Below are 24404 nucleotides of genomic sequence, written 5' to 3' on the forward strand. Positions count from 1 at the left end.
CCGAGGCCTTCCGCCACGAGAAGACCGACCCGGCCATCTTCCGCGAGATGGGCGAACTCGGCCTGCTCGGCCCCACCATCCCTGAAGCCTACGGCGGCAGCGGCCTCAACTACGTCTGCTACGGCCTGGTGGCGCGCGAGGTGGAGCGCGTGGACTCCGGCTACCGCAGCATGATGAGCGTGCAGAGCTCGCTGGTGATGGTGCCGATCAACGAGTTTGGCTCTGAAGCACAGAAGCAGAAGTACCTGCCCAAGCTGGCCACCGGCGAATGGATCGGCTGCTTCGGCCTGACCGAACCCAACCACGGCAGCGACCCCGGCAGCATGGTCACCCGCGCCAAGGCCGTGCCCGGCGGCTACAGCCTGAGCGGCGCCAAGATGTGGATCACCAACAGCCCGATCGCGGATGTGTTCGTGGTCTGGGCCAAGGACGACGGCGGCCAGATCCGCGGCTTCATACTGGAGAAGGGCTGGAAAGGCCTGAGCGCCCCCGCCATCCACAGCAAGGTCGGCCTGCGCGCCAGCATCACCGGCGAGATCGTGATGGACGAGGTGTTTGTGCCGGAAGAAAACGCCTTCCCCGACGTGCGCGGCTTGAAAGGCCCGTTCACCTGCCTCAACAGCGCGCGCTACGGCATCGCCTGGGGCGCGCTCGGCGCTGCCGAAGACTGCTACTTCCGTGCCCGCCAGTACGTGATGGACCGCCAGCAGTTCGGCCGCCCGCTGGCCGCCAACCAGCTGATCCAGAAGAAGCTGGCCGACATGCTGACCGAGATCAGCCTCGGCCTGCAGGGCTGCCTGCGCCTGGGCCGCATGAAGGACGAAGGCACCGCCTCGGTGGAACTGACCAGCATCCTGAAGCGCAACAGCTGCGGCAAGTCGCTCGACATCGCCCGCCTGGCGCGCGACATGATGGGCGGCAACGGCATCAGCGACGAATTCGGCGTGGCCCGCCACCTGGTGAACCTGGAGGTGGTGAACACCTACGAGGGCACGCACGATGTGCATGCGTTGATCCTGGGGCGTGCGATTACCGGGATTGCGGCGTTTGCGAACTGATTGGGTTCTCGCTCAACAATAAGAAGGGCTGCCAATGGCAGCCCTTCTTATTTCGACTCCGCTCTTCACAAACAGGGGGCGAACTTGAAAGTCAGAGGATATGTAAGGTCCTGCTTCGTCGGAACCCTCAGCTGCATTTTCAGCAGGCCAGACTTGATCGTTCCGTCGAACACAGTCGTTGCATTGGGAGATTCCGTCTGGAAGCTGATGCGGTCGGCCTCAAGTTGATAACTCGCACCCTTGGACCAGTATTCAGCCTCCCGCTCCGGTTTGAACCATACACACACACGTTCATGTGTGGCCGGCATTCCAACGTGCATCAGAAACACACGGCCGTCCGGCGCAAATCGAAGCATGCTGATGTAGGTGGTCCCATCTTCATTGGTTTCCACTTCACTGCGGTAGATGCCGTCGGTGCGTAACCTGTTCGGCGTCATGTCCGCGTGGGCCACACCTATTGCGAACAGAACAGGCAGCAGTTGCTTGAGTGATTTCAGATTTACGGTCATGTAATACAGACTACCAAAATCAGAAGGCTCGCAGTGCTAAGTGCATACGTCGCCGTTGCTGTGTTGACAGGGGCGCCCGCCTGATCCTGCGTCAACCCATGGAATCAACTGCGGCCTCGATCTAGTTCCCGTCGTGGGCAGGCCGATAAGCATGAAACAAGCCCAATCGCCATCCAGCTGTCAGCAGCTCGCGGCGAGCCTTGGATGACAGCCAGCCCATGACCAACAGCCCCAGAAGAGGGACGACCGACCCGAGAACACCTGCAAATCGCACCGATCCGGTGTGACCAAGGGAACGCGTCACCCTTGCGCTGCCGACCACCGCTGCCCCGCTCAGCGCCAACAGCAGAGGAAGCAGCAAAGGTGTGCTGTGCAGCTGAAAGGCAAACATGCTCAGCCACCCGAACAAGCAGAAGTGGATGATGCTTCGGCCGCTGGCCAGTCGACTCAATTCGTTGTTGAGCATGGATGCTTGGTGGGGGTAGCGTCTGTCGCTCAGATTCTGTCTCAATTCTCCGTGGGGGATCCCCGACCGACAAACTCCATGATTTGCTCCAAACAAGGCACTGGCCGAGCTTGAAGCAGGAAGTGCGGCCCATCGATCCTGGCCACCTGAATCCCTGGCAAGACACGCTGCATCTCGATCAGCGCCGCAGCTGGCACCACCCAATCTTTGGTTGCTTGAAGGTACAGCACAGGCACCCGGATATCGGCCAGCAGGCTGCGCACGTCCACCAACAGCACCTCCCGGGCACGCGCCCTCAAAACGGCGACAGAGCACTTGCCCATCGCCTGCCGAATGCGCTCAGCCCACGCAGCATCGGCCTCGGCCCCCAGCAAGCAGCGCGAAAGAAGGCCCATGGGCGTGGCGCGCACCGGCGCCACGCGCGTGAGCCCCAGAAAAGGCCTGAGGAACGGCCGGGGGTTGCGTGCAAACGTGGCGCGCAGCACCACGCCGATCAAGCCAGCAGGCCGGGTCGCAGCCACCTGAATGGCCACTGGGCCTGAGAAGGACTCGGCCACCAGAACAAAGGGGCCGTCATGGGGCAATGCCGCCACTACAAAACGGGCCAGCTCGCTGTAGCTGAGTGGCTGGTCGCCGGGGTATGGCATCACGTGTGTCCGCCACTGCGGTGGCAAGTGGTGACAGAGGTGGTCGAAGAAATCGCCGGAGCCATCCAGGCCCGGCAGAAGAACAAGGGTTGTCAACGTGTTGTCGCTCGAGAACGGAAAGTCACCAAAGACCGTGTTCGCACTGTATTGCCCCACTCCTGCTTTTCACATTCGCCCGAAACACCCGAATTGAACGATTCGCGCAAAAATCCGCCTTGCCGTCACAACGGGAGCCCACCCATGACCGCGTGGCGGGCGTGATGGTCAGCGCGCAGGACCACGAAGCCATGCGCAACCTCTGCGCGGACGCAGGGCACGTTGGCGCAGAACGCCGCCAGCGCAGCCGCTCAAGGCCTGACAGAAGGCGGACTGCAGCGCCTGCTGGACGACGAGAGCTGAGCGCCAGCGGCAGGTGGTATTGAACCGGCCCTCTGTTGTCATGCGCTCGCGGCCTCCTTCAAAGGCTTGGCCAGATACCGCACCAGCCCGATCCGCCCAGCCTTGGGCTCCGTGTACTCGGTGAACCCCGCCACTTCGTAGGCGCGCCGGGCGGCCAGGTTCTGATCGTCCACGCAGAGCGCAAGCAACGGGCAAACCGGCCAATGTTCCGACAGCCAGGTTTCCATCAAGGCCAGTGCGGCCTTGCCGTGGCCTTTGCCCTGTTCGCGGCTGTCGATGCGCATGGCCCTGAGGGCGACGGCGCCGGTGGGCGCCCACTCCGGCAGCCGCGAGCCCCGGCAGAGCACCACGAAACCGACCGGCACGTCGGCTTGAAGCACGGCCAGGCCGGCCACTTCGTCCGGGCTGGCGCCCTCGCCCACCGCGACGGCCTGCGCCATCGTCCCGGCGAATTCAATCTGCTCCGGTGAAATGTGCAGGGCGAGCACGGATTGCTGCTGTTCGCTGGTGAGCGCTTGCCAGCGCTGGAGGTGAAGCGGGGTGTTTGTCATGTCAGGTCAACCAAGTGAAGCGCCATTCTCGCCAGGCGTGCCCACGCCAACGGCGCCACACAAACCGCCATGGGCCGTGCCACGACTTCACCCATGCCTTGCGGTCCTGACCCTGGGGGGGCCTGACCGGCTCATGCCGGCCGCACGGGCAGGTCGAAATGCATCACGTCCTCCCGCGTGCCGAGCTGGGTGTACAGCGCCACGGCGGGGTCGTCGCCGTGGTCGGCCTGCACAAACACAACCCAGGCGCCACGCTGCGCGGCCAGAGCCTGCAGCCGCCGGACCAGCGCGGTGGCCACGCCGCGGCGGCGGTGGCTGGCGAGCACGGCCAGGTCGTAGAGGTAGATCTCGCTGCGTTCCTGTTCGAACTTGGGCAGTTCGTAGGCGGCCAGCGCGCCCACCACCGCTGCGCCCTGCAAGGCCGCCAGGGCGATGAAGGTCTCGGAGCCCAGCAGGCGCTGCAGGTAGGCTGGCCCGGGCCGGGCGCGGCCGTAGGTGTCGGGGTCTTCGAAGGCCTCGCCGAACACGTCGAGCATGCGGTGCGCGAGGTCGGCGTCGGTCGGCGTGAGCTGGACGATGGTGAGCTGGGGTGCTGGGGGCATGTCGGCGCTCCTTCGGTGGGTGGGGGGGTCTTCGTCCATCCAGCGGCGCATGGGCGTTCCCGATGTTTCCACTGGCGCCCGAGCAGGGAGAAGCCTATGCTGGTAAGCCGGCCGGGTGGCCTGGCGGGCGCCAGGCGGCTGGAACGTGCCGGATTGAGCGAAAGGACTGGCCATGTTGTCCACTGCTTCTGTCACAACGATGCTGCCCGTGAAAGACATTGACCGTGCGCGGGCTTTCTACGAGGGTTGCCTGGGGCTGGCACCGGGCGGGTTCAAACCCGACGGCAAGTTCGTCTACACGGTGGGCGGCAGCACGCTGGCCCTGTTCCCCAAGCCCGAAGGCACCAAGGCCGACCACACCGCGATCAGCTTCCGGGTGGGCGACATCGCCACCACCATCGAGGCATTGAAACGTTCGGGCGTGGTGTTCGAGGACTACGACTTCCCCGGGCTGAAAACGGTGAACCACGTCTGCGTGCTCGGCGCCGAAAAAGCCGCCTGGTTCAAGGACACCGAGGGCAACTACCTCTGCCTCCACGAGGACCTGCCCGAGGCATAGCGCGCCGGGCTCACGGCCGACCGCTGGCGCGGTTCGGGGGCGAGACAGCGAGAGGCCGTGCGCCAGGGCGTTCTCCTTTCTGTGGTGCTATGCCCGGTACAGCCCGAGCACCCAGTACCCGGCGATCACCATCTGCACCGCGAAGGCGGTGAACCGGGCGGTGACGGCGGCGGGCGACGTGGACGCGAGGTGGATGAGCGACTGGACGATGCGGGCGCCGAGCAGCGCCCAGGCCAGCGGGTCGGTGACGGCCGCGCGGCCCGCCACCACGGCGACCAGCATGAGCCCGCCGAAGAGGGGCAGGCCCTCAAGGCAGTTGGCGTGCGCCCGGGCCAGGCGCTGCATGAAGGGCGAGAGGTTGGTGTTCTCGGGGTTGAACCCGTTGGCTGGCACGGCCCCGCTCAGCACGAGCCAGGAGCGGATGAGCTCCATGAGGACCAGCAGGAACAGGGTCCAGGCGATGAACCCGAGCAGCGCTTGCAGTGTGACGGTCATGGAACACACCCCCGGGCCGACGGCGTGGCAACCCGCCACGCAGACCGTGCAACCAGACGTAATGTAGTCCGCAACCCCCTCTCTGGCACGCAATCTGTTAGCTTGCGGCCATGACCCTCTCGCTCGATTTCCTCGCCCTGCCGCTGCTCGTGGCCGCGTCGCTGGTGTTCGTGAGCGTGCTGGCCGGGGTGTTGTCGGCGCGGGTGGGGTTCTCGTTCCTGCTGGTGTTCCTGCTGGTGGGCATCCTGGCCGGGGTGGACGGGCCCGGTGGCCTGGTGTTTGAAGACTTCGGTCTGAGCTTCTGGGTGGGCAACGTGGCGCTCGCCGTGATCCTGCTGGACGGCGGCCTGCGCACCGACTACGCCACCTTCCGCACCGGCTTGAAGCCTTCGCTGCTGCTGGCCACGCTGGGCGTGCTGGTGTGTGCGGGCATCACCGGTCTGGCGGCGCGCTGGCTGCTGGGGCTGAACTGGCCGCTGGCGCTGCTGGTGGGCGCGATCGTGGGCTCGACCGACGCGGCGGCGGTGTTCTCGCTGCTGAAGTCGTCGGGCGTGACGCTCAACGAGCGGGTGGCCGCGACGCTGGAGATCGAGTCGGGCCTGAACGACCCGATGGCGGTCTACCTGACGCTCACCTTCATCGGCCTGGCCACGGCGGGTCAGGCGGTCAACGCCGTCGCGGCGCCGTGGGACGCGCAACAGGTGCTGCACGCGGTGTGGGCGCTGTTGCTGCACCTGGGCTGGGGCACGGCCATGGGGCTGGGCAGTGGCTGGGCGCTGGCGGCCTTGCTCCACCGACTGGGCCGCGGCGGGTCGGACGGCGGCGGCGGCGTGCGCGCGCTGCTGGTGGTGTCGGGTGGGCTGGCGGTGTTTGCGGCCACCACCTGGCTGGGCGGCTCGGGGTTTCTGGCGGTGTACGCCATGGGCGTGGTGGCGGGCAACCAGGCGCGGCGCCCGGTGCGGCGGGTGCTCTCGGCCATGGACGGCTACGCCTGGCAGGCGCAGGCGTGCATGTTCCTGCTGCTGGGCCTGCTGGTGACGCCGAGCGACATGCTGCGCTCGCTGTGGCCGGCGCTGGGCGTGTCGGCGGTGCTGATGCTGGTGGCCCGGCCGGTCTCGGTGTGGCTGTGCCTGGTGCCGTTCCGCTTCAGCGGGCGCGAGATCGGTTTCATCAGCTGGGTGGGACTGCGCGGCGCGGTGCCCATCGTGCTGGCGGTGTACCCGCTGCTGGCGGGGGTGGCCGGCGCGCGCACGTTTTTCAACGTGGCCTTCGTGGTGGTGCTCACCTCGCTGCTGCTGCAGGGTTCGACGATCGCCTGGAGCGCGCGGCGCCTGGGCGTGGCCCTGCCGGACCCAAAGGACGAACTGGGCAACCGCCTGGTGTTTGGCGATTTCGTGATCGACGCCACCACGCCGATGGACTCGCTGTGCGGGTTCTACGGGCTGCCGATGCCGGCGGAATCCACCACCGACGTGGCCGCCTGGCTGCACGAACAGATCAACCGCCCGCCGGTGGTGGGCGACGGCGCGCTGCTGGGCGCCGCCGAGCTGAGCGTGCGCAAGATGGACGGCAACCGCATCACACGGGTGGGCATCCGGCTGGGCTGATTCACACGGCCGCGAGCCAGGCCGTGCGTTGGTCCCGGTACCGTTGCAGCCGCTGCCGCAGATCCTGCACGACCACCGGCAAGGGCTCGTACCAGCCCGAGAGCCGCGCGCGGGCGGGCCAGTCGGCCAGCATCCAGGCGCCGCGCGCCGTGCCTTCGAGCGCATCGGTCGAGCGCAGCACACGGCGGCCGGCCAGCCACGCCGAGAGCGCCGTGGTGTAGACCACGTTGCCCGCGAGCGGCCCTTCCACCACCACGGGCGCCGAGGCCGCGTCGCCGGTGGCCAGCGAGGTCACCAGCTCGGCCGTGATGTCGGCGCAGTAGAGCGCCGCGAGCGCCGGCCGCAGGTGCGCGGGCACCGCCTGTGCGCCGCCGGCCTGCACCTGGCCGTGTTGCCACACGCGGCCCTGCTGGCCCTGATACGGGCCGGCTTCCGCGAACGACGGCGTGGCCGCCCAGCCCTGCGCCAGCAGCTCGTCGAGCGCGGACAGCGTGGCGAGCGCCGGGGCGGCGCCGGCGCACAGGGCGGCGAACTCGCGCCCGCCCATGAAGCGCGCGGTGGGGACGGCCCCGCCTTCGACCGACACGTTCACCAGTTCATCGCGCTCGGGCGCCAGCGCCGCCGCCGTGCCGCCGGGCGCCATGACCACACACCAGGTGCCGGTGGAGACCACCGTGCCGTGGGGCACGGCGTGCAGGTGGCGGGCCAGGCAGGCGTTGCTGTCGTGCACGCCCACGTGCACCTGGCAGGTGGCGGGCAATTGCAGGCGCGCGGCCAGGTCCGGCTTCACCGGGCCGAGCACCTCCCACGCTTTTTTCAGCGGTGCGAACAGGTCGGCGATACCGGTGCGCTGCGCCCACGCGGCCGGTTGCTGGCGCTCGGGTGACCACAGGTGGGTGTGGCAACCGAGCGAGGACAGCTCGCTCGTGGCCACACCGCTGAACCACCAGGCCCAGTACTGCGGGTACGGCAGCCAGTGGCGGATGCGCTGCCAGGCGGCGGGCTGCGTCTGCTGCAGCCAGTACAGCTGCAAACCGGCGTTGAGGCCCAGCGGCAGGTCGGGCGAGCCGGTGACCTCGAAGCCGTCGGCGAGGCGGTGGAAGGCCTCGCGGTGCGCGCCGTAACCGTCCCACTCGTAGTCCATGGGCAGCAGCACCAGACCCTCGCCGTCGATGGCACAAAAGGCCGCGCCGTGGGTGCTGATGCCGATGTGCGCGATGCGCTCGCGCTGCGGCAAGGCGGGGATGGTTCGCAGCAACCAGGCTTCGAGCGCGCCCACACCCAGCTCCAGGTAGTCGGCACCCTGCACCGCCTCGTTGGCCTGCACCTGGCGGGCCAGCACCTCGCCGGCCTCGCTGATGAGCAGCAGCTTGGCGTTGGTCTTGCCGATGTCGAGGATGAGGGTGTGACTCACGGTGCGATTCAGTCGAGGTGAAACACGCAGGGCAGCGGCTCGGCCACGGGCGAGCCATCGGCATTCGTCTGCATCAGGTCTTTCATGTGCTGCCACCAGCGCTGCATCACCGGGTGCTGCGGCAGGCTGTCCATGCCGTGGCCGGCGCTGCGGCGCAAGACGGCGAACAGCACGCCGCGCGGCGCGTCGAGAAAGATGCTGTAGTCGGACACGCCGCGCTCTTTCAACAGCGCCGACAGCTCGGGCCAGATGGCATCGTGGCGCCGCTGGTACTCGGCCTCGCAGCCGGGGTTCAGGAACATGCGGAATGCGATCTTTTCGGTGGTCATGGCGGGGTCCTTTCAGGCCGGCCTGGGCATCGCGGCGGGCCGGCGCAGGACCTTGAGCCAGCGCGGCAACACCATCGCCACGATCAGCAGCGCGCCCACGATCATCGACATCACGATGCCCGACACGTTGAGCATGCCCAGCGCGAAGTTGAAGCTGCCCAGCAACACGGCCGCGAGGATCACGCCCACGATGCTGCCGCGCCCGCCCTCGATGGCCACGCCGCCGAGGATCACGATGGTCACCGCGTCCAGCTCCCAGCCCATGGCCAGGTTGGGCCGCGTGCTGCCGATGCGCCCGGTGAGCAGGATGGCCGCGAGCGCCGCCATGACGCCGGCGAACACGAACAGGCCGAGCCGGTAGCGGTCCACCGAGATGCCCGAGAAACGCGACGCGATCGGGTTGGCGCCGATGGCGTAGACCCGCCGGCCGTGCACCGTGGCGTGCAGGAACAGCCCCACCAGAATCGCCATCAGCAGCATCACGCCGAACTCGATGGGCACGATGAACCCGGGCTGGCCGATCAGGTCGCCGATGCTGCCGTTGCCCCAGGTGCTCAGCGTCTCGGGGTAACCGGTGATCGCCTGGTCGCCCAGCACCACCTGCGCGAGGCCACGGTACAGCGAGAGCGTGCCGATGGTGACCACGATGGACGGCAGCTTCCAGCGCGTCACGAGCCAGCCGTTGAGCCCGCCGCAGAGCGCGCCCGTGGCCACCGCGGCGCACAACATCAGCGGCAGGCTGGCGCCGGCCTGCATCGCCAGGCCCATGGCCAGCGAGGCCAGCGCCATCGTGGCGGCAATCGAGAGGTCGATCTCGCCCGACACCACCAGCAGCGCCATCGCCAGCGCGATCAGCGCTTTCTCTGAAAAGTTGTAGGTGCTGTCGGCCAGCGCGTAGGGCGAAAAGAAGCCCTCGATGCCCAGGCCGAAGCCCAGGTAGACCAGCACGATCAGCGCGATCAGCACGCGCTCCCAGGTGTCGAGTGCCCTCATGCCGTTCCTCCTTGTGGGACCGCCGAGCGGTCCAGAATCTGCCGCCCTTGCTTGCGGTCGGCGGTGGCGTTGAGCACCACCGAAATCAGGATCACCGCGCCCGCGATCGCCTGCTGCCAGAACGGCGAGACCTGGATCACCGGCAGCGCGCCGTTGACCACGCCGATGAACAACACCCCGAGCACCGCGCCGCCAATGGTGCCCACGCCGCCGCCGATGCTCACGCCGCCGATCACGCAGGCCGCGATCACCGTCAGCTCGTAGCCCGAGGCCAACTCGGAAAACGCGATGGAGTAACGCCCCACCCAGAGCAGCCCCGCCAGCCCTGCCAGCAGGCCCGACACGGTGTAGGCCATCACCAACCGGCGCTGCACCGGGATGCCGGCGTACAGCGCGGCCGAGGGGTTGCCGCCATAGGCGTAGAGCTCGCGCCCTTCGCGGCGCCAGCGCAGCAGCCACAGCGTCAGGCCCACCACCACGGCGGCAAACCAGATCAGCATCGGCAGGCCGAGCAGGGTCTCGCGCGGCAGGCCTTTGATCAGCGGGTGGATCTCGTGGTCCGACACCCAGGCGCCGCCGCTGGCCACGAACACCGCGCCCCGGTAGAGCGACAAGGTGCCCAGCGTGACCACGATGGACGGCAGCGAGAACCGCATGATCAGCCAGCCGTTGACGAAGCCCAGCGCCGCGCCGATGGCGCAGGCCATGGCGATCAGCGCCACCAGCGGAATGCCGGGCCAGGCGCGCCCGGCCAGCGCGCACAACATGCCGGTGAGCGCCAGGTTGGACGCCACCGACAGATCGACGCCGCGCGTCAGCAGCACCAGCATCTGGCCCATCACCAGGATGGCGAGGATGGCCGAGTCGTTGCCGATGTCCAGCGCGTTGCGCCAGGTCAGAAACACGGGCGCGCGCGCGCCGACCGCCAGCACGATGACGGCGATGATGGCCAGCAGCAGCCACTCGCGCCGCACCTGCGCCAGCGCGCTCAGGGGGTGGGTTGTCATGGGTGCACCTCGGTGGGCAGACGGACAGGGGGCACCGCGGCGGTGGGCGACGGCACGGCGGCGGCGTGCCCCAGGCCCAGGCCCGACGCGGCGGACACGATGGTCTCGGCGTCCACCGAGCCCATGGCGAACTCACTCACCATGCGGCCGCGCCGCATGACGATGACGCGGTGTGCGAGGTGCATCACCTCGGGCAGCTCGGACGACACCAGGATCACCGCCAGGCCCTGCTCCACCATCTCGGCGATCAGGTGGTAGACGGCCTGCTTGGCGCCCACGTCGATGCCCTTGGTGGGTTCGTCCAGGATCACGATGCGCGGGTTGAGCCCCAGCCACTTGGCGATCACCACCTTCTGCTGGTTGCCGCCCGACAGGCCCGAGAGCGGCGTGTCCTGGCTCGCGGTCTTGATGCGCAGGCGTTCGATCATGCGGGCCGCGAGATCGGACTCGCGCGCCGCCGACAGCCAGGCACCGCGCGACAGCGCCGACACGCCGCTCGCCAGACCGGCCAGGCTGATGTTGTGCCGCACGGAAAAGCCGAGCACCACGCCCTGGCGCTGGCGTTCTTCGGGCACGTAGGCCAGGCCGGCGGCAATCGCATCGCCGGGTTGGCGGATCTCGATGCGGCGGCCCTCGACCACCACCTCGCCGGTGGCTGCGGGGTTCAGGCCCATCAGCGCGAGCATGGCTTCGCTGCGGCCGGCGCCGATCAGGCCGTAGAAGCCCAGGATCTCGCCGCGCCGCAGCTCGAAGCCGAGGTCGGCAAATTCGTTCGGGTGGCTCAGGCCCTTGACCTGCAGCACCACCTCGCCGGGCTGGCTGTGGATGGGCGGGTAAATCTGTTCGATGGCGCGGCCGGCCATCAGCCCCACCAGCGTGGGTTCGTCGGCCTCGGCGATGGCGCCCGAGCCCACCGACGCGCCGTCGCGCAAGACCACGTAGCGGTCGCAGACGGCAAAGATCTCGTCGAACTTGTGGGTGATGAAGAGCACCGCCACGCCCTCGTTCTTCAGGCCGCGCACAAGGCCAAAGAAGTCGCGGATCTCGGCCTGCGACAGGGCGGCCGTGGGCTCGTCGAGGATCACCACCCTGGCGTTCTGCGACAGGGCGCGCGCGATCTCGATCAGGTGGCGCTGCGCCAGGCTCAGCTGCTTGACCAGCGTGGTGGCGGCAAAGCCCGCGCCCACGCGGTCGAGCACCACCTGGGCCTCGGCGTTCATGCGCGCCCAGTCGATCACCTTGAACAGGCCCGCGCCGCGCGTGGGCTGGCGGCCGATGAAGATGTTCTCGGCCGCGCTCAGCTCCTCGAACATCACCGTTTCCTGGTGCACCGCCACGATGCCGGCGGCCTGCGCGTCCTGCGCCTTGGCAAAGCGCACCGGTCGGCCTTCGACGCGGATCTCGCCCTCTTCGGGCTGGTGCACACCGGTCAGCGTTTTCACCAGCGTGGACTTGCCGGCACCGTTCTCGCCGATCAGGGCCAGCACCTGGCCAGGCACCAGGTCCAGGTCCACGCCCTTCAAGGCGTGGGTCGGGCCAAAGCGTTTGTGGATGCCGCGCAGCGAGAGCCACGCGGGAGGGGAATCAGGGTTCATGGCAGCGCGTTGGGGGCAAGAGACTGGGCAAGGGTACGACGGGTTCCCCCGCAGCACCATCAACGGCCGTCAGGCGTCGGAGCAAGCGTTTTCCAAGGCGCCGGAGCGCCACCCGCACCGCATGAAGCAGCGCCCACCGGGGGCACCGAGGAACCGGCTTTGCCGGGCCTCAGGTGCCGCCCCCCTTGAGGGGGGTGACGCGAAGCGGCGCGGGGGGTGTTTCAGAATATTTTTGCGAACTTGTCCACGTTGCCGGCGTCGTAGGTGAACGGCTCGGCCATCGCGCCTTCGAGGTCCTTGTCCAGTGTGGTGCTGCCGACGCGGCCCAGCGAAATCTTCTCGCCGGCCACGCCCTTGGCCGTGCCCTTGATGAAGGCGCTGGCGGCCATGATGGACGAGTAGCCCAGGTCGATGGGGTTCCAGATCGCGAACGACTTCACCGCACCGCTCTTCACATGGCCGGCCATTTCAGACGGCAGGCCCAGGCCGGTCACGAAGATCTGGCCGACCTTCTTCTCGTCCTGCACGGCCTTGGCCGCGGCGGCAATGCCGACCGTCGTCGGGGCCACGATGGCCTTCAGGTTGGGGTAGCTCTTGAACAGGCCTTGCGCTTCGCGGTAGCTCTTGTCGGTCTGGTCGTCGCCATAGACCACGTTGACCAGCTTCAGGCCGGCGAAGGCGGGCTGGGCCAGCACCTTCTTCATCTCGGCGATCCAGATGTTCTGGTTGGTGGCCTGCGCGGTGGCCGACAGCACGGCGATCTCGCCGGTCTTGCCCACGACCTGCTCGCTCATCTTCACCAGCTTCTCGCCGATCAGCGCGCTGTTCGACGGGTTCAGCTGCATCAGGCGGCCTTCCTTCTTCACGCCCGAGTCGAACGAGATGACCTTGATGCCACGGGCCATGGCCTTCTTCAGCGAGGGCACCAGCGCGTCGGGATCGTTGGCGGAAATCACGATGGCCTTGACGTTCTGCGCGATCAGCGAGTTGACGATCTCGATCTGGCCTTCGGCTGTGGCCTTGGCGGGGCCGGTGTAGATGATTTCGACGTCCTTGAGCTCCTTGGCGGCTTCGAGCGCACCCTGGTGGGCGGCGTCAAAGAAACCGTTGCCCAGGCTCTTGACCACGAGCGCGATCTTGTCGGCGGCCAGTGCGGGCTGGGCGAGCGACAGGGCGAGGGCCGCAGCGGCCAGCAGGGAAAGTTTTTTGTTCATCAATGTCTCCAGGGTTGTTGAAACGAAGCACGGGGAAAAGCGTCTCGGCAGGTGCGGCCCCGACACGGCCGTGGGTCCCGCCTGGGTCGCTGGCCTCCCCTTTGGCGCCAGCGACCAGGACTCGGTTCGATCAGACGATGCCGCCCCCACCGCCGGCCACCGCCGGGCGGGCCGCGGCCATGCGCGCGCGGTAGCCGCTGGCGCGGTACACGGCCACCGGGTCGATGGCGGCGCCCGCGTCCAGGCGCACCTGTTGCAGCAGCGGCGTCACGTCGGTCTGGAACGCGGTCTTGAGCAGGTGCGTGGCGGTCAGCGCGTCGTTGGCCTCTTGGGCGGCGTCGAGCGCGGCGCGGTCCACCAGCAGGGCCTGCGCGTGGCTGCGCTGGCACTGCACGGCGCTGGTCATCAGGCTCTCGATCGGGTCGGTCACGTTGTGGCTCTGGTCCAGCATGTAGGCCGGGTCGAACGCCACGCCCTCGTGCGCCGCCGCCACCAGCTCGTTGAACACCAGGAACAGGCGGTAGGGCGAGACGCTGCCGGCGTCCAGGTCGTCGTCGCCGTACTTGCTGTCGTTGAAGTGGAAGCCGGCGAGCTTGCCGGCGGCGATCAGGCGCGCCACGATCAGCTCGATGTTGACGTTGGGCGCGTGGTGGCCGAGGTCCACCAGGCACTGCGCCTTCGGGCCCAGCGTGCTGGCGGCCAGGAAGCTCGAGCCCCAGTCCTGGATCACCGTGCTGTAGAACGCCGGCTCGCAGATCTTGTGTTCCAGGAACATGCGCCAGTCGCCGGGCAGCGCGGCGTAGATCTGGCGCGTGCTCTCCAGGTAGCGGTCGAAGGCGCGGCGAAAGTGCTGCTGACCGGGAAAGTTGCTGCCGTCGCCGACCCACACCGTCAGCGCCTTGGAGCCCAGCGCCTGACCGATTTCAATGCACTCCAGGTTGTGTGCCACGGCCTGTGCGCGGGTGGCGGCGTCGGTGTGGCTCAGGCTGCCGTATTTGTAGCTGTGCGCCTGGCCGGCCTGGTCGGAAAAGGTGTTGGAGTTCATGGCGTCGAAGGCCAGGCCCTGCGCGGCGGCGGCGGCGCGCAGCTCGCTCCAGTCGCTGCATTTGTCCCAGGGGATGTGCAGCGACACCGTGGGCGTGATGCGCGTGAGCTGGTGGATCACGCCGCAGTCCTGCAGCTTGTCGAACACGTTGCGCGGCTCGCCCTGGCCGGGGAAACGGGCAAAGCGCGTGCCGCCGGTGCCCACGCCCCAGCTGGGGATGGCGACACCGAAGCGGGCGGTCAGTTGGCGCACCACGTCGATGTCGATGTTCCGGCGGGCCAACTGCTCGCCGAGGTGTTCGTAGTCGTTGCGCACATGGCGCAGCTGCTGCTCGTTCTGCGATTCCAGCAATCCGTTGTCGATGGTCTTCATGTCTCTTCCTTGTTGAACCGGTGCCTGCGCGCCCATCTGATCCAGCGGACGCCGCGGAACCGGCTTGGCCGGGCCGCTGGCGTCGCGGTGACGCGCACGGCGCGGCGCGGGGGGGTTATCTGGTGAAAGCAGCGAGGTTGCCCGCGTCCACGTTGAGGATGTTGCCGGTGCTCTTGGCGCTCAGGTGCTCGGCGGCGAAGAAATAGGTGGCCTCGGCGATGTCTTCCGGGAACACGCTGCGCTTGAGCATGCTGCGGTCGCGGTAGAAGGCCTCGAGCTCGCCCTCGTCGATCTTGTTGGCGGCGGCGCGCTCTTCGCTCCACTTGCCGGTCCAGATCTTGGAGCCGCGGATCACCGCGTCGGGGTTGACCACGTTGGAGCGGATGCCCAGCGGCGCGCCTTCGAGCGCGAAGCTGCGGCTGAGCTGGATCTCGGCGGCCTTGGCGGCGCAGTAGGCGGTGGCCTGGTTGCTGGCGACCATGCCGTTCTTGCTGGCGATCATGATGATGGCGCCACCCGTGCCCTGCGCCTTCATCTGCTTGAAGGCCTCGCGGCCCACGAGGAAATAGCCCGTGGCCAGGATGCTCTGGTTGCGGTTCCACAGCGCGAGGCTGGTGTCTTCGATGGGCGCGGCCGAGGCGATGCCGGCGTTGCTCACCAGGATGTCCACCCCGCCGAATTCGATGGCGGCGCGGTCGAAGGCCGCGATCACGCTGGCCTCGTCGGTCACGTCGCAGCGCACGCCACGCACGTGGTCCTTGCCGTGGGCCTTGGCCAGCTCGGCGCCCACCGTGCTCAGGGCGTCCTGGTCGATGTCGGCCAGCACCACGCAGCCGCCGTCGGCCAGGATGCGTTTCGCGATCGCCTGGCCGATGCCGCCGGCGCCGCCGGTGACCAGCGCCACCTTGCCCACCATCGGCTTCGGCTTGGGCATGCGCTGCAGCTTGGCCTCTTCGAGCAGCCAGTATTCGATGTCAAACGCCTCCTGCTCGGGCAGGCCCACGTACCGGTCCACCGCGTTGGCTTCGCGCATGACGTTGATGGCGTTCACGTAGAACTCGCCGGCGATGCGCGCCGTGGCTTTGTCTTTGGCGATCGTCACCATGCCGATGCGCGGCAGCAGGATCACCACCGGGTTCGGGTCGCGCAGCGCCGGGCTGTTGGCGCGCTTGCAACGCTCGTGGTAGGCGGCGTAGTCGGCGCGGTAGCCCGCGAGCAGCTCGCTCAGGCGCGCCTTCAGCTCGGCGCCCTGCAGCTGGTAAACAGCCTCGGGCACGATCAGCGGGCGGATCTTGGTGCGCAGGAAGTGGTCGGGGCATGAGGTGCCGAGCGCGGCCAGCGGCTCCAGGTCTTTCGAGTTGACGAAGTCCATCACCTCGGCCGAGGTGTTGAGGTGCAAGAGTTTCGGCGAGCCTTCGGCGCTCAGACCGCGCAGCACCGGCAACACGCGGGCCAGGGCTGCGTCGCGCTCGGCGTCGGCCAGCGGGGCCACGGCCGCGCCGCCGAACACGGGCAGGTTGCGCGCCGCGCGTTCCTGCGAGAGCCAGGTCTGCGCGCGCTGGATCAGGTCCACCGTGTTCTCGTAACAGGCCTTGGATGTGTCGCCCCAGCTGAACAGGCCGTGGCCGCCGAGCACGATGCCGCGCAGGCCCGGGTTCGCGGTGTTGTACGCAGCGAGTTGCTGGCCCAGCTCGTAGCCGGGGCGCAGCCAGGGCATCCAGCCCACGGTGCCACCAAACACCTGTTTCGTGATGGCCTCGCCGTTCGCCATGGCGGCGATGGCGATCACCGCGTCGGGGTGCATGTGGTCCACGTGCACATAAGGCAGGCTGGAGTGCAGCGGCGTGTCGATGGACGCGGCGCGGGTGTTGAGGTTGAAGGTGCAGTGCGGCAGGTAGCCCACCATTTCGTCCTCGTTCGCCAGGCCCCGGTACAGACCCTTCAGGGCGCGCAGCTTGTCCATGTAGAGCGTGGAAAAGCCGTCGAGCTTCATCGAGCCCACGTCGCCGCCCGAGCCCTTGACCCACAGCACCTCGGCCTGTTCGCCGGTCAGCGGGTCTTTCTGCCAGATCTTGGCGGAGGTGTTGCCGCCCCCGTAGTTGGTGATGCGCAGGTCGGAGCCCAGCAGGTTGGAGCGGTAGAGCAGCAGCTGGGGTTCGTCCATGCCGGCGGTGGCGGCGTCGTTCCAGCTCGGGAAGGCTTGGGCAGGGGTCGGTGTGTTCATGGGGCGCGATGGTAGGCACGCAATTCCATACGAGCAATTTATGAAAACTTATGAAATCCATCAGCATTACTTATAAAATCGCACTCCACGGCGTTTCCAGGGCCGCCAGCCGGCCAACCACGCCCATTCATTCGGGTAACTCATAGGAAAGAAATCCGTGACGGCTTCGATGAACATCCGCCAGCTCAAGGTGTTTGAGGCCGTGGCGCGGCTCGGTGGCTTCTCGCGCGCGGCCGAGCAGCTGGGCATGACGCAGCCGGCCGTGTCGATGCTCGTGCGCCAGCTGGAGAAAGAGCTGCGCATCGCCCTGTTCGACCCGAACGACCGCAAGCGCCTGAGCGAGGCCGGGCGCGAGCTCGTGCTGCACGCGCGGCGCATCCTCGCGCAGGTGAAGGACGCCGAAAACGCCATGGCCTTCCACGAAGAAGGCGCCGCGGGCGACGGGGCCCGCGGCCCGCGCGGCCTGCTGCACCTGGGCGTGGTCTCGCCCGCGCACTACTTCGCGCCCCGGCTGCTGCACGAATTCCACCAGCGCTTCCCCGACGTGCGGCTCAAGCTGACCGTCGCCAAGCGCTCGGAGATCCTGGCCATGCTGGTCGAGCACCAGCTCGACATCGCGATCACCGGCTACCCGCCGTCCGAGGCCGACCTCGACGCGTCGAGCTTCGCGCGCCACCCGCACTGCATCGTGGCCGCCCCCGGCCACCCGCTGGTGGCGAGCAAGGGCATCCCCTGGGCGGCGCTGCAGCACGAGGACTTCATCTTCCGCGAGCAGGGCTCGTCCACCCGCTCCTTCCTGGAGCAGCTGCTGCAGGCCCAGTCGATCCAGGTGCGGCTGGGCATGGAGCTGGCCGGCAACGAAACCATCAAACACGCGGTCATGTGCGGCCTGGGCATCAGCTTTCTCTCGGCCCACGTGTTCCAGGTGGAGCTGGCGGCGGGCCGCATCGCGATGCTCGACGTGGTGGACATGCCCAAGTTCATCGACTGGTGCTTCATCCACCGCCGCGACACCGGCCTGAGCGGCGTCAACCTGGCCTTCAAGCAGTTTGTGTTCGACGAGGGCGCGCGCATCGCGGCCTGCGAGAACATCGTGGTGCCGGCCTCGCGTTGACACCGCCCGGGGCGACTGGTTACATTACTGACCAGTCAGTCACTAAAAAATGGACACCTCCTCCTCCACCGGCAAACGGGAGCGCCGCAAAGAAGCGCGCCCCGGCGAACTGCTGGACGCCGCCCTCGCCCTGTTCGTTGAAAAAGGCTTTGCCGCCACCCGCGTCGAAGAGGTGGCCGCGCGCGCGGGCGTCTCCAAGGGCACGCTGTTTCTCTACTTCCCGAGCAAGGAAGAGCTGTTCAAGGCGGTGGTGCGCGAAACCATCGCCGGGCGCTTCACCGAGTGGAACCAGGAGCTGGACGCGTTCCAGGGCGACAGCGCCGAGCTGCTGCGCTACGCCATGCAATCGTGGTGGGAGCGCATCGGCATGACCACGGCCTCGGGCATCACCAAGCTGGTGATGAGCGAGTCGGGCACCTTCCCCGAGATCGCCGCCTTCTACCAGCAGGAGGTGATCGGCCCGGGCCACGACCTGCTCAAGCGGGTGCTGCAACGCGGCATGGACCGCGGCGAGTTCCGCACCATGGAACTGGAATACGCGATCTACAGCCTGATCGCCCCCATGATCTTTCTGCTGATGTGGAAACACTCGATGGCGCCCTGCTGCCCGCCGAGCCAGCAGATCGACCCGGTCAGCTTCATCGACACCCAGGTGGGCCTGCTGCTCAACGGCATGCTGGTCCGCCCCCCGTCTTCACCTGAAACATCCCCCTCATGAGCCCCTCGTCGCGTTCTGTCTGGATCAAGTGGTTGTTGCTGGGCCTGCTGGTGCTGGCCATCGCCCTGGGTGTCGGGCGCGCGCTGAAGCAGCGCCAGGCGCGCAACGACGCGGCGAGCGCGGCGGCGGTGGCCGCGCAGAAGGCCCCGGTCTACCAGCTCTCGCCGCAGGACGTGGCGGTGGTGCAGCAGCTGGAGCTGGCGCAGTCGGTGGCGGTCTCGGGCTCGCTCAGGGCGCTGCAGACGGCGGCGATCAAGGCCAGGGTGGCGGGCGAGCTGCAGGGCCTGAGCAAGCGCGAAGGCGAGACGGTGCGCGCGGGCGAGGTGGTCGCGCGCATCGACAGCACCGAGGCGCAGGCGCGGGTGCGCCAGGCCGAGCAGCAGGCCCGGTCGGCGCTGGCGCAGGTGTCGATCGCGCGTCGCACGCAGGAGAACAACCAGTCGCTGGTGAAGCAGGGCTTCATCTCGGCCACCGCGCTGGAGTCCTCGTCGTCCAGCCTGGCGGCGGCCGAGGCCAACCACATGGCCGCTGTGGCGGCGCTGGACATCGCGCGCAAGACGCTGGGCGACACCACGCTGCGCTCGCCGCTGAGCGGCCAGGTGTCGGCGCGGCTGGCGCAGAACGGCGAGCGGGTGGCGCTGGACGCGCGCGTGCTCGAGGTGGTCGATCTCTCCGGCTTCGAGCTGGAGGCCGCGCTGGCCCCGGCCGACGCCGCGGGCGTGATCGCGGGGCAGAAGGCGCGGCTCACGGTCGAGGGCCTGGCCGCGCCGGTGGACGCGGCGGTGGCGCGCATCAACCCCAGCGTGCAGGCGGGCAGCCGCAGCGTGCTGATCTACCTGCGCGTGCCCGCCGCGGCCGGCATGCGCCAGGGCCTGTTCGCGCAGGGCGAGATCGTCACCGGCCGGCTCAACGCGCCGGCGGTGCCTCTCTCGGCCGTGCGCAACGACAAGCCACAGCCCTACCTGCAGACCATCCAGGGCGGCAAGGTCGCGCATGTGCCGGTGACGGTGGAACGCCAGGGCGTGCTGAACGGCGAGCCCATGCTGATCGTGGACGGCGTGAAGGCGGCGCCGGTGGGCACGCAGCTGCTGCGCGCGCAGGCCGGGCTGATCCGCGAGGGCACCGAGGTCCAGCTGGCGGCCCCGGCCCCGGTGGCGACCACGGCCGCGCCCGCCACCACCGCCACCCACTGAGCGCCGCGCCATGTGGTTCACCCAGGTTTCGCTGCGCAACCCGGTCTTCGCGACCATGGTGATGCTCGCCTTGATGGTGCTTGGGCTGTTTTCGTTCCAGCGCCTGAAGGTCGACCAGTTCCCCAACATCGACTTCCCCGTGGTGGTGGTCACCACCGAGTACCCCGGCGCCTCGCCCGAGATCGTGGAGAGCGAGGTCACGAAGAAGGTCGAAGAGGCGGTCAACGCCATCGCCGGCGTCAACGCCCTCACCTCGCGCAGCTACGAAGGCCAGTCGGTCGTCATCATCGAGTTCCAGCTGCACATCGACGGGCGCAAGGCGGCCGACGACGTGCGCGAGAAGATCGCCATCCTGCGTCCCGCCTTCCGCACCGACGTGAAGGAACCGCGCGTGCTGCGCTTCGATCCGTCAGCGCGATCGATCTGGTCGGTGGCCGTTCTTCCTGAATCAGTGAACGGCAAAGCACCGTCGGCGGTGGAGCTGACCACCTGGGCCGAACAGACCCTGAAGAAGCGCATGGAAAACGTGCGCGGCGTGGGCTCGGTCACGCTGGTCGGTGGCACGCGCCGCGCGGTCAACATCGACCTCGACCCTTCGGCCATGGAGGCGCTGGGTATCACCGCCGACCAGATCGCCACGGCGGTGCGCAACGACAACCAGGACCTGCCGGTGGGCACGCTCAAGACCACCGAGCGCGACCGCGTGGTGCAGGTGCTCTCGCGCCTGCAGAACCCGAAGGATTTTGAAGACATCATCGTCGCGCGGCGCGGCGGCAGCCCGGTGCGGCTCTCGCAGGTGGCGAAGGTGAGTGACGGCACGCAAGAGGTGTCGAGCCTGGCGCTCTACAACGGTCAGCGCACGCTGCTGCTGCAGGTGCAGAAGGCGCAGGACGAAAACACCATCGCGGTGACCGACGGCCTGAAAGCGACCATCGAGTCGCTCAAGGCCGAACTGCCACCGGGCGTGCGGCTGGAGCCCATCGCGGACGGCTCGCGGCCGATCCGCGTGTCGGTGGACAACGTGCGCCGCACGCTGATCGAGGGCGCGCTGCTCACCGTGCTCATCGTCTTCCTGTTCCTGAACTCGTGGCGCTCCACCGTCATCACCGGCCTCACCTTGCCCATCGCGCTGATCGGCACCTTCTTCTTCATGAACCTCTTCGGGTTCACCATCAACATGATCACGCTGATGGCGCTCACGCTGTCGGTGGGCCTGCTGATCGACGACGCCATCGTGGTGCGCGAGAACATCGTGCGCCACGTGCAGATGGGCAAGAAGCCATATGACGCTGCCATGGACGGCACGCAGGAGATCGGGCTCGCGGTGCTGGCGACCACGCTGTCCATCGTGGCGGTGTTCCTGCCCATCGGCTTCATGGGCGGCATCATCGGGAAGTTCTTCCATGAGTTCGGCATCACCATGGTGGCGGCGGTGCTGATCTCCATGTTCGTGAGTTTCACGCTCGACCCGATGCTGTCCTCGATCTGGCACGACCCGGAGATCGAGAAACACGGTCAACACGCCGCGCCGGTCACGCTGTACGACAAGACCATCGGTCGCGTGACCGGCTGGTTCGACCGCCTGCAGGACAGCCTGACCGAGACCTACCAGGGCGCGCTGCGCTGGTCGCTCACCCACAAGCTGTCCACGCTGGCGCTGGCGCTGGTGGTGTTCGTCGGCAGTGTCTTCATGGTGCCGCTGCTGGGCACCGAGTTCGTGCCCAAGGCCGACTTCTCCGAGACCTCGCTCTCGTTCCACACGCCGGTCGGCTCCTCGCTGGAAGCGACCGAGGCCAAGACGAAACAGGTCGAGGCGATCCTGCGCGAGTTTCCCGAGGTGAAGTACACGCTCTCGACCATCAATACCGGCAACGCCCAGGGCACGATGTACGCCAGCGTCTACGTGCGCCTGGTGGACCGCCAGGACCGCAGCCTCAACGCCGACACCATGGCCGCGAAGCTGCGCGACCGGCTGCGCACGGTGCCGGGCATCAACGTGACGCACGCGGGCCTGCTCGACCCCGTGGGCGGCAACAAGCAGGTCGAGTTCTCGCTGCAAGGCGACGACCTGGCCGAGCTGGAGCGTCTGACGGCGACCGTGATGGAGCGCATCCGCCCCATCGTCGGCCTCGTCGATCTGGACGCCAGCGTGAAGCCCAACAAGCCGACGGTGGACGTGGTGATGCGGCGCGAGATCGCGTCGGACGCGGGCCTGAGCGCGGCCTCGGTGGCCAGCAGCCTGCGCACCCTGGTGGCGGGCCAGACGGTGGGCAACTGGCGCGCGGCCGACGGCGAGAGCTACGACGTGAACGTGCGCCTGGCGCCCGAACAGCGCGCGCGCACCAGCGACCTGGAGCAACTGCCCTTCGTGGTCGGCACCGCCGCCGACGGCACCGCGCGCGTGGTGCGCCTCGGCCAGGTGGCGCAGGTGGTGGAATCGACCGGCCCCAACCAGATCAACCGCCGCAACCTCAACCGCGAGGTCGCCATCAACGCCAACGTGTTCGGCCGCTCGGCCGGCGATGTGTCCACCGAGATCCGCCAGGTGCTCGACACCATCGCCATGCCGCCCGGCTACCGCTACGAGTTCGGCGGTTCAACGAAGAACATGCAGGAGTCGTTCGGTTACGCGGTGTCGGCGCTGGCGCTGGCCATCATCTTCATCTACATGATCCTGGCCAGCCAGTTCCAGAGCTTCCTGCAGCCGCTGGCGCTCATGACCGCGCTGCCGCTCACGCTGATCGGCGTGGTGCTGGCGCTGCTGATGTTCGGCTCGACCATGAGCATGTTCTCGGTGATCGGCGTGGTGCTGCTGATGGGCCTGGTGACGAAAAACGCCATCCTGCTGGTGGACTTCGCCATCCGCGCCCGGGAGGGCTTCGAGGGCCAGCCCCCGCTGGACCGCGACAACGCCCTGCTGCTCGCGGCCCGAGTGCGGTTGCGCCCCATCCTGATGACCACGCTGGCCATGGTGTTCGGCATGGTGCCGCTGGCCTTCGCACTGACCGAAGGCTCGGAGCAGCGCGCACCCATGGGCCAGGCCGTGATCGGCGGCGTCATCACCTCGTCGATCCTGACGCTGGTGGTGGTGCCCGTGGTCTATTGCTACATGGACGACCTCGCGAACTGGGCACGGCGCCTGGTGGGGCGCGGTGTCAGCAGGGCGGAAACCCCCGCTCGGTAAAATGGACACAGTTCGGCTAACATACCCACCGGAGTATCAAAAATGACCTCTATCGCCCCCATGAACCTTGACCAGGCGCGCTTCAACATGATCGAACAGCAAGTCCGCCCCTGGGAAGTGCTGGACCCGGCCGTGCTGGCGCTGCTGGACAGCGTCAAGCGCGAGCATTTTGTGCCCGCCGCGCAGAAGGCGCTAGCCTATGTGGACATGGAGCTGCCACTCGGCCAGGGGGCCGACCAGGTGATGCTGGCGCCGCGCGTGCAGGCCCGCCTGGTGCAGGACCTGGCCATCAAGCCGACCGACAAGGTGCTGGAGATCGGCACCGGCAGCGGCTTCACCACGGCCTTGCTCGCCAGCCTGGCGCAGCGAGTGGTGTCGCTGGAAATCGACGACGCCACCGCCCGCAACGCCCGCACCCACCTGCAGCAGGCCGGCATCACCAACGCCGAGGTGCGCGTGGCCGACGCCACCGCCAACGGCTTCGCGGCCTGCGCGCTCGAAGGCCCCTGGGACGTGATCCTGGTCGCAGGCTCCGTGGCCGAGGTGCCCAGCGACCTGCTGAACCTGCTGGCCCCGGGCGGGCGGCTCGCTGCCATCGTCGGCCACGAGCCCGTCATGCGCGCCACCTTCGTCACCCGCACCGGTGACGCGGCCTTCGGCACCACGCAACCCTGGGACACCGTGGCACCCCGTTTGCGGAACTTCCCCGAGCCTTCGCGGTTCCAGTTCTGAGCGTCACACCGCGCGAGCCCATCATGCAATCCATCCACCCCGCACAGATCGACGAGTGGCTCCAGCACGCCAGCGGCCAGACACCCGGTGTCACACCGGTGGTGCTGGACGTGCGCGAACCCTGGGAAATGCAGACGGCGTCGGTCAAGGCCGAGGGCTTTGACCTCGTGGCCATGCCCATGCGCAGCGTGCCCGCGCGCTACCTCGAACTCGACCGCGACCGCCCCATTGCCTGCCTGTGCCACCACGGTGCCCGCAGCGCGCAGGTGGCGCATTTCCTGATGCAGAACGGCTTCAGCGCCGTCGTCAACATCCACGGTGGCATCAACGCCTGGTCGCAGCAGCGCGACCCCAGCGTGCCCTTGTACTGACCCGCC

Annotated in this window: 23 protein-coding genes; 9 read left to right on the plus strand and 14 right to left on the minus strand. The window is 68.0% G+C overall.

Going from position 1 to position 24404, the window contains the following annotated elements; translation table 11 throughout:
• The coding region (locus tag IV088_RS20845) for an acyl-CoA dehydrogenase (protein ID WP_291105865.1) at window positions 1-1058 on the plus strand (1058 nt) is incomplete at its 5' end.
• 65 nt (window positions 1059-1123) lie between these two features.
• Here IV088_RS20845 and IV088_RS20850 read toward each other — a convergent pair.
• The 5 genes from IV088_RS20850 to IV088_RS20870 all read right to left on the minus strand — a co-directional run bounded on the left by IV088_RS20850 (window position 1124) and on the right by IV088_RS20870 (window position 4232).
• Complete coding sequence (locus IV088_RS20850; RefSeq protein WP_291105866.1) at window positions 1124-1567, minus strand: hypothetical protein; 444 nt, start codon at window positions 1565-1567, stop codon at window positions 1124-1126.
• A 121-nt stretch (window positions 1568-1688) separates the two neighbouring features.
• Window positions 1689-2033 (minus strand): hypothetical protein, encoded by a 345-nt coding sequence (locus IV088_RS20855; protein WP_291105867.1) that lies wholly within the window; start codon window positions 2031-2033, stop codon window positions 1689-1691.
• A 41-nt stretch (window positions 2034-2074) separates the two neighbouring features.
• Window positions 2075-2776, minus strand: a complete 702-nt coding sequence (locus tag IV088_RS20860) for an alpha/beta hydrolase (protein ID WP_291105868.1) — start codon at window positions 2774-2776, stop codon at window positions 2075-2077.
• A gap of 341 nt (window positions 2777-3117) precedes the next feature.
• Complete coding sequence (locus tag IV088_RS20865; protein ID WP_291105869.1) at window positions 3118-3630, minus strand: GNAT family N-acetyltransferase; 513 nt, start codon at window positions 3628-3630, stop codon at window positions 3118-3120.
• A 131-nt stretch (window positions 3631-3761) separates the two neighbouring features.
• Entirely contained in the window at window positions 3762-4232 is a 471-nt protein-coding gene (locus IV088_RS20870) for an AAC(3)-I family aminoglycoside N-acetyltransferase (protein ID WP_291105871.1), read from the minus strand.
• Window positions 4233-4404: 172 nt separating this feature from the next.
• Between IV088_RS20870 and IV088_RS20875 the strand changes: the two genes are divergently transcribed.
• A complete protein-coding gene (locus IV088_RS20875; protein ID WP_291105872.1) occupies window positions 4405-4791 on the plus strand; it encodes a VOC family protein in 387 nt (128 codons plus the stop codon).
• Between the two features lie 87 nt (window positions 4792-4878).
• On the opposite strand, the gene IV088_RS20880 is transcribed toward IV088_RS20875, so the two are convergent.
• Window positions 4879-5286 (minus strand): MAPEG family protein, encoded by a 408-nt coding sequence (locus IV088_RS20880; RefSeq protein ID WP_291105873.1) that lies wholly within the window; start codon window positions 5284-5286, stop codon window positions 4879-4881.
• 110 nt (window positions 5287-5396) lie between these two features.
• Here IV088_RS20880 and IV088_RS20885 point away from each other — a divergent pair, with 110 nt between their 5' ends.
• Entirely contained in the window at window positions 5397-6893 is a 1497-nt protein-coding gene (locus IV088_RS20885; RefSeq protein ID WP_291105874.1) for a potassium/proton antiporter, read from the plus strand.
• A 1-nt stretch (window position 6894) separates the two neighbouring features.
• Here IV088_RS20885 and IV088_RS20890 read toward each other — a convergent pair whose 3' ends face one another.
• The 8 genes from IV088_RS20890 to IV088_RS20925 form a co-directional block, all read right to left on the minus strand.
• Entirely contained in the window at window positions 6895-8307 is a 1413-nt protein-coding gene (locus tag IV088_RS20890) for an FGGY family carbohydrate kinase (RefSeq protein WP_291105875.1), read from the minus strand.
• A gap of 8 nt (window positions 8308-8315) precedes the next feature.
• Window positions 8316-8636 carry an L-rhamnose mutarotase gene (gene rhaM / locus IV088_RS20895; RefSeq protein WP_291105876.1) on the minus strand — a complete coding sequence of 107 codons (321 nt, stop codon included), beginning with the start codon at window positions 8634-8636 and terminating at the stop codon, window positions 8316-8318.
• Between the two features lie 12 nt (window positions 8637-8648).
• Window positions 8649-9629, minus strand: a complete 981-nt coding sequence (locus tag IV088_RS20900; protein WP_291105877.1) for an ABC transporter permease — start codon at window positions 9627-9629, stop codon at window positions 8649-8651.
• The gene (locus IV088_RS20905) at window positions 9626-10636 is read right to left on the minus strand and encodes an ABC transporter permease (protein WP_291105879.1); all 1011 of its coding nucleotides are present in this window, start codon (window positions 10634-10636) and stop codon (window positions 9626-9628) included. Before IV088_RS20905 ends, IV088_RS20900 begins: the two co-directional genes overlap by 4 nt.
• Window positions 10633-12231, minus strand: coding sequence for a sugar ABC transporter ATP-binding protein (locus IV088_RS20910; RefSeq protein ID WP_291105881.1), 1599 nt, complete (start codon window positions 12229-12231; stop codon window positions 10633-10635). Before IV088_RS20910 ends, IV088_RS20905 begins: the two co-directional genes overlap by 4 nt.
• A gap of 221 nt (window positions 12232-12452) precedes the next feature.
• Window positions 12453-13445, minus strand: coding sequence for a rhamnose ABC transporter substrate-binding protein (gene rhaS, locus IV088_RS20915; protein WP_291105882.1), 993 nt, complete (start codon window positions 13443-13445; stop codon window positions 12453-12455).
• Window positions 13446-13575: 130 nt separating this feature from the next.
• On the minus strand, window positions 13576-14862 hold the full coding sequence (gene rhaI / locus IV088_RS20920; RefSeq protein ID WP_291105884.1) for an L-rhamnose catabolism isomerase: 1287 nt from the start codon (window positions 14860-14862) through the stop codon (window positions 13576-13578).
• A 115-nt stretch (window positions 14863-14977) separates the two neighbouring features.
• Window positions 14978-17086: a bifunctional rhamnulose-1-phosphate aldolase/short-chain dehydrogenase gene (locus IV088_RS20925; RefSeq protein ID WP_291105886.1), complete on the minus strand. Its 2109-nt coding sequence runs from the start codon at window positions 17084-17086 to the stop codon at window positions 14978-14980.
• A 157-nt stretch (window positions 17087-17243) separates the two neighbouring features.
• Here IV088_RS20925 and IV088_RS20930 point away from each other — a divergent pair, with 157 nt between their 5' ends.
• The 6 genes from IV088_RS20930 to IV088_RS20955 are packed head-to-tail and all read left to right on the plus strand — an operon-like array spanning window position 17244 to window position 24398.
• Window positions 17244-18200, plus strand: coding sequence for a LysR family transcriptional regulator (locus tag IV088_RS20930; protein ID WP_291105887.1), 957 nt, complete (start codon window positions 17244-17246; stop codon window positions 18198-18200).
• A gap of 49 nt (window positions 18201-18249) precedes the next feature.
• Window positions 18250-18918 carry a TetR/AcrR family transcriptional regulator gene (locus IV088_RS20935; RefSeq protein WP_291105888.1) on the plus strand — a complete coding sequence of 223 codons (669 nt, stop codon included), beginning with the start codon at window positions 18250-18252 and terminating at the stop codon, window positions 18916-18918.
• On the plus strand, window positions 18915-20111 hold the full coding sequence (locus IV088_RS20940) for an efflux RND transporter periplasmic adaptor subunit (protein ID WP_291105890.1): 1197 nt from the start codon (window positions 18915-18917) through the stop codon (window positions 20109-20111). Before IV088_RS20935 ends, IV088_RS20940 begins: the two co-directional genes overlap by 4 nt.
• A 10-nt stretch (window positions 20112-20121) precedes the next feature.
• Window positions 20122-23295, plus strand: coding sequence for an efflux RND transporter permease subunit (locus IV088_RS20945; protein WP_291105892.1), 3174 nt, complete (start codon window positions 20122-20124; stop codon window positions 23293-23295).
• A 42-nt stretch (window positions 23296-23337) separates the two neighbouring features.
• Complete coding sequence (locus tag IV088_RS20950; RefSeq protein ID WP_291105894.1) at window positions 23338-24027, plus strand: protein-L-isoaspartate O-methyltransferase; 690 nt, start codon at window positions 23338-23340, stop codon at window positions 24025-24027.
• 23 nt (window positions 24028-24050) lie between these two features.
• Entirely contained in the window at window positions 24051-24398 is a 348-nt protein-coding gene (locus tag IV088_RS20955) for a rhodanese-like domain-containing protein (protein WP_291105896.1), read from the plus strand.
• Window positions 24399-24404 lie beyond the last annotated feature (6 nt).

Origin of the sequence: Hydrogenophaga sp. (assembly GCF_018780075.1) — a bacterium.
Lineage (GTDB): Bacteria > Pseudomonadota > Gammaproteobacteria > Burkholderiales > Burkholderiaceae_C > Hydrogenophaga.

Coding starts and splice junctions, on each gene's coding strand:
- IV088_RS20850 (WP_291105866.1), bottom strand. CDS start 1,567: ATGACCGTAAATCTGAAATCACTCAAGCAACTGCTGCCTGTTCTGTTC.
- IV088_RS20855 (WP_291105867.1), bottom strand. CDS start 2,033: ATGCTCAACAACGAATTGAGTCGACTGGCCAGCGGCCGAAGCATCATC.
- IV088_RS20865 (WP_291105869.1), bottom strand. CDS start 3,630: ATGACAAACACCCCGCTTCACCTCCAGCGCTGGCAAGCGCTCACCAGC.
- IV088_RS20870 (WP_291105871.1), bottom strand. CDS start 4,232: ATGCCCCCAGCACCCCAGCTCACCATCGTCCAGCTCACGCCGACCGAC.
- IV088_RS20875 (WP_291105872.1), top strand. CDS start 4,405: ATGTTGTCCACTGCTTCTGTCACAACGATGCTGCCCGTGAAAGACATT.
- IV088_RS20880 (WP_291105873.1), bottom strand. CDS start 5,286: ATGACCGTCACACTGCAAGCGCTGCTCGGGTTCATCGCCTGGACCCTG.
- IV088_RS20885 (WP_291105874.1), top strand. CDS start 5,397: ATGACCCTCTCGCTCGATTTCCTCGCCCTGCCGCTGCTCGTGGCCGCG.
- rhaM (WP_291105876.1), bottom strand. CDS start 8,636: ATGACCACCGAAAAGATCGCATTCCGCATGTTCCTGAACCCCGGCTGC.
- IV088_RS20900 (WP_291105877.1), bottom strand. CDS start 9,629: ATGAGGGCACTCGACACCTGGGAGCGCGTGCTGATCGCGCTGATCGTG.
- IV088_RS20905 (WP_291105879.1), bottom strand. CDS start 10,636: ATGACAACCCACCCCCTGAGCGCGCTGGCGCAGGTGCGGCGCGAGTGG.
- IV088_RS20910 (WP_291105881.1), bottom strand. CDS start 12,231: ATGAACCCTGATTCCCCTCCCGCGTGGCTCTCGCTGCGCGGCATCCAC.
- rhaS (WP_291105882.1), bottom strand. CDS start 13,445: ATGAACAAAAAACTTTCCCTGCTGGCCGCTGCGGCCCTCGCCCTGTCG.
- rhaI (WP_291105884.1), bottom strand. CDS start 14,862: ATGAAGACCATCGACAACGGATTGCTGGAATCGCAGAACGAGCAGCAG.
- IV088_RS20925 (WP_291105886.1), bottom strand. CDS start 17,086: ATGAACACACCGACCCCTGCCCAAGCCTTCCCGAGCTGGAACGACGCC.
- IV088_RS20935 (WP_291105888.1), top strand. CDS start 18,250: ATGGACACCTCCTCCTCCACCGGCAAACGGGAGCGCCGCAAAGAAGCG.
- IV088_RS20940 (WP_291105890.1), top strand. CDS start 18,915: ATGAGCCCCTCGTCGCGTTCTGTCTGGATCAAGTGGTTGTTGCTGGGC.
- IV088_RS20945 (WP_291105892.1), top strand. CDS start 20,122: ATGTGGTTCACCCAGGTTTCGCTGCGCAACCCGGTCTTCGCGACCATG.
- IV088_RS20950 (WP_291105894.1), top strand. CDS start 23,338: ATGACCTCTATCGCCCCCATGAACCTTGACCAGGCGCGCTTCAACATG.
- IV088_RS20955 (WP_291105896.1), top strand. CDS start 24,051: ATGCAATCCATCCACCCCGCACAGATCGACGAGTGGCTCCAGCACGCC.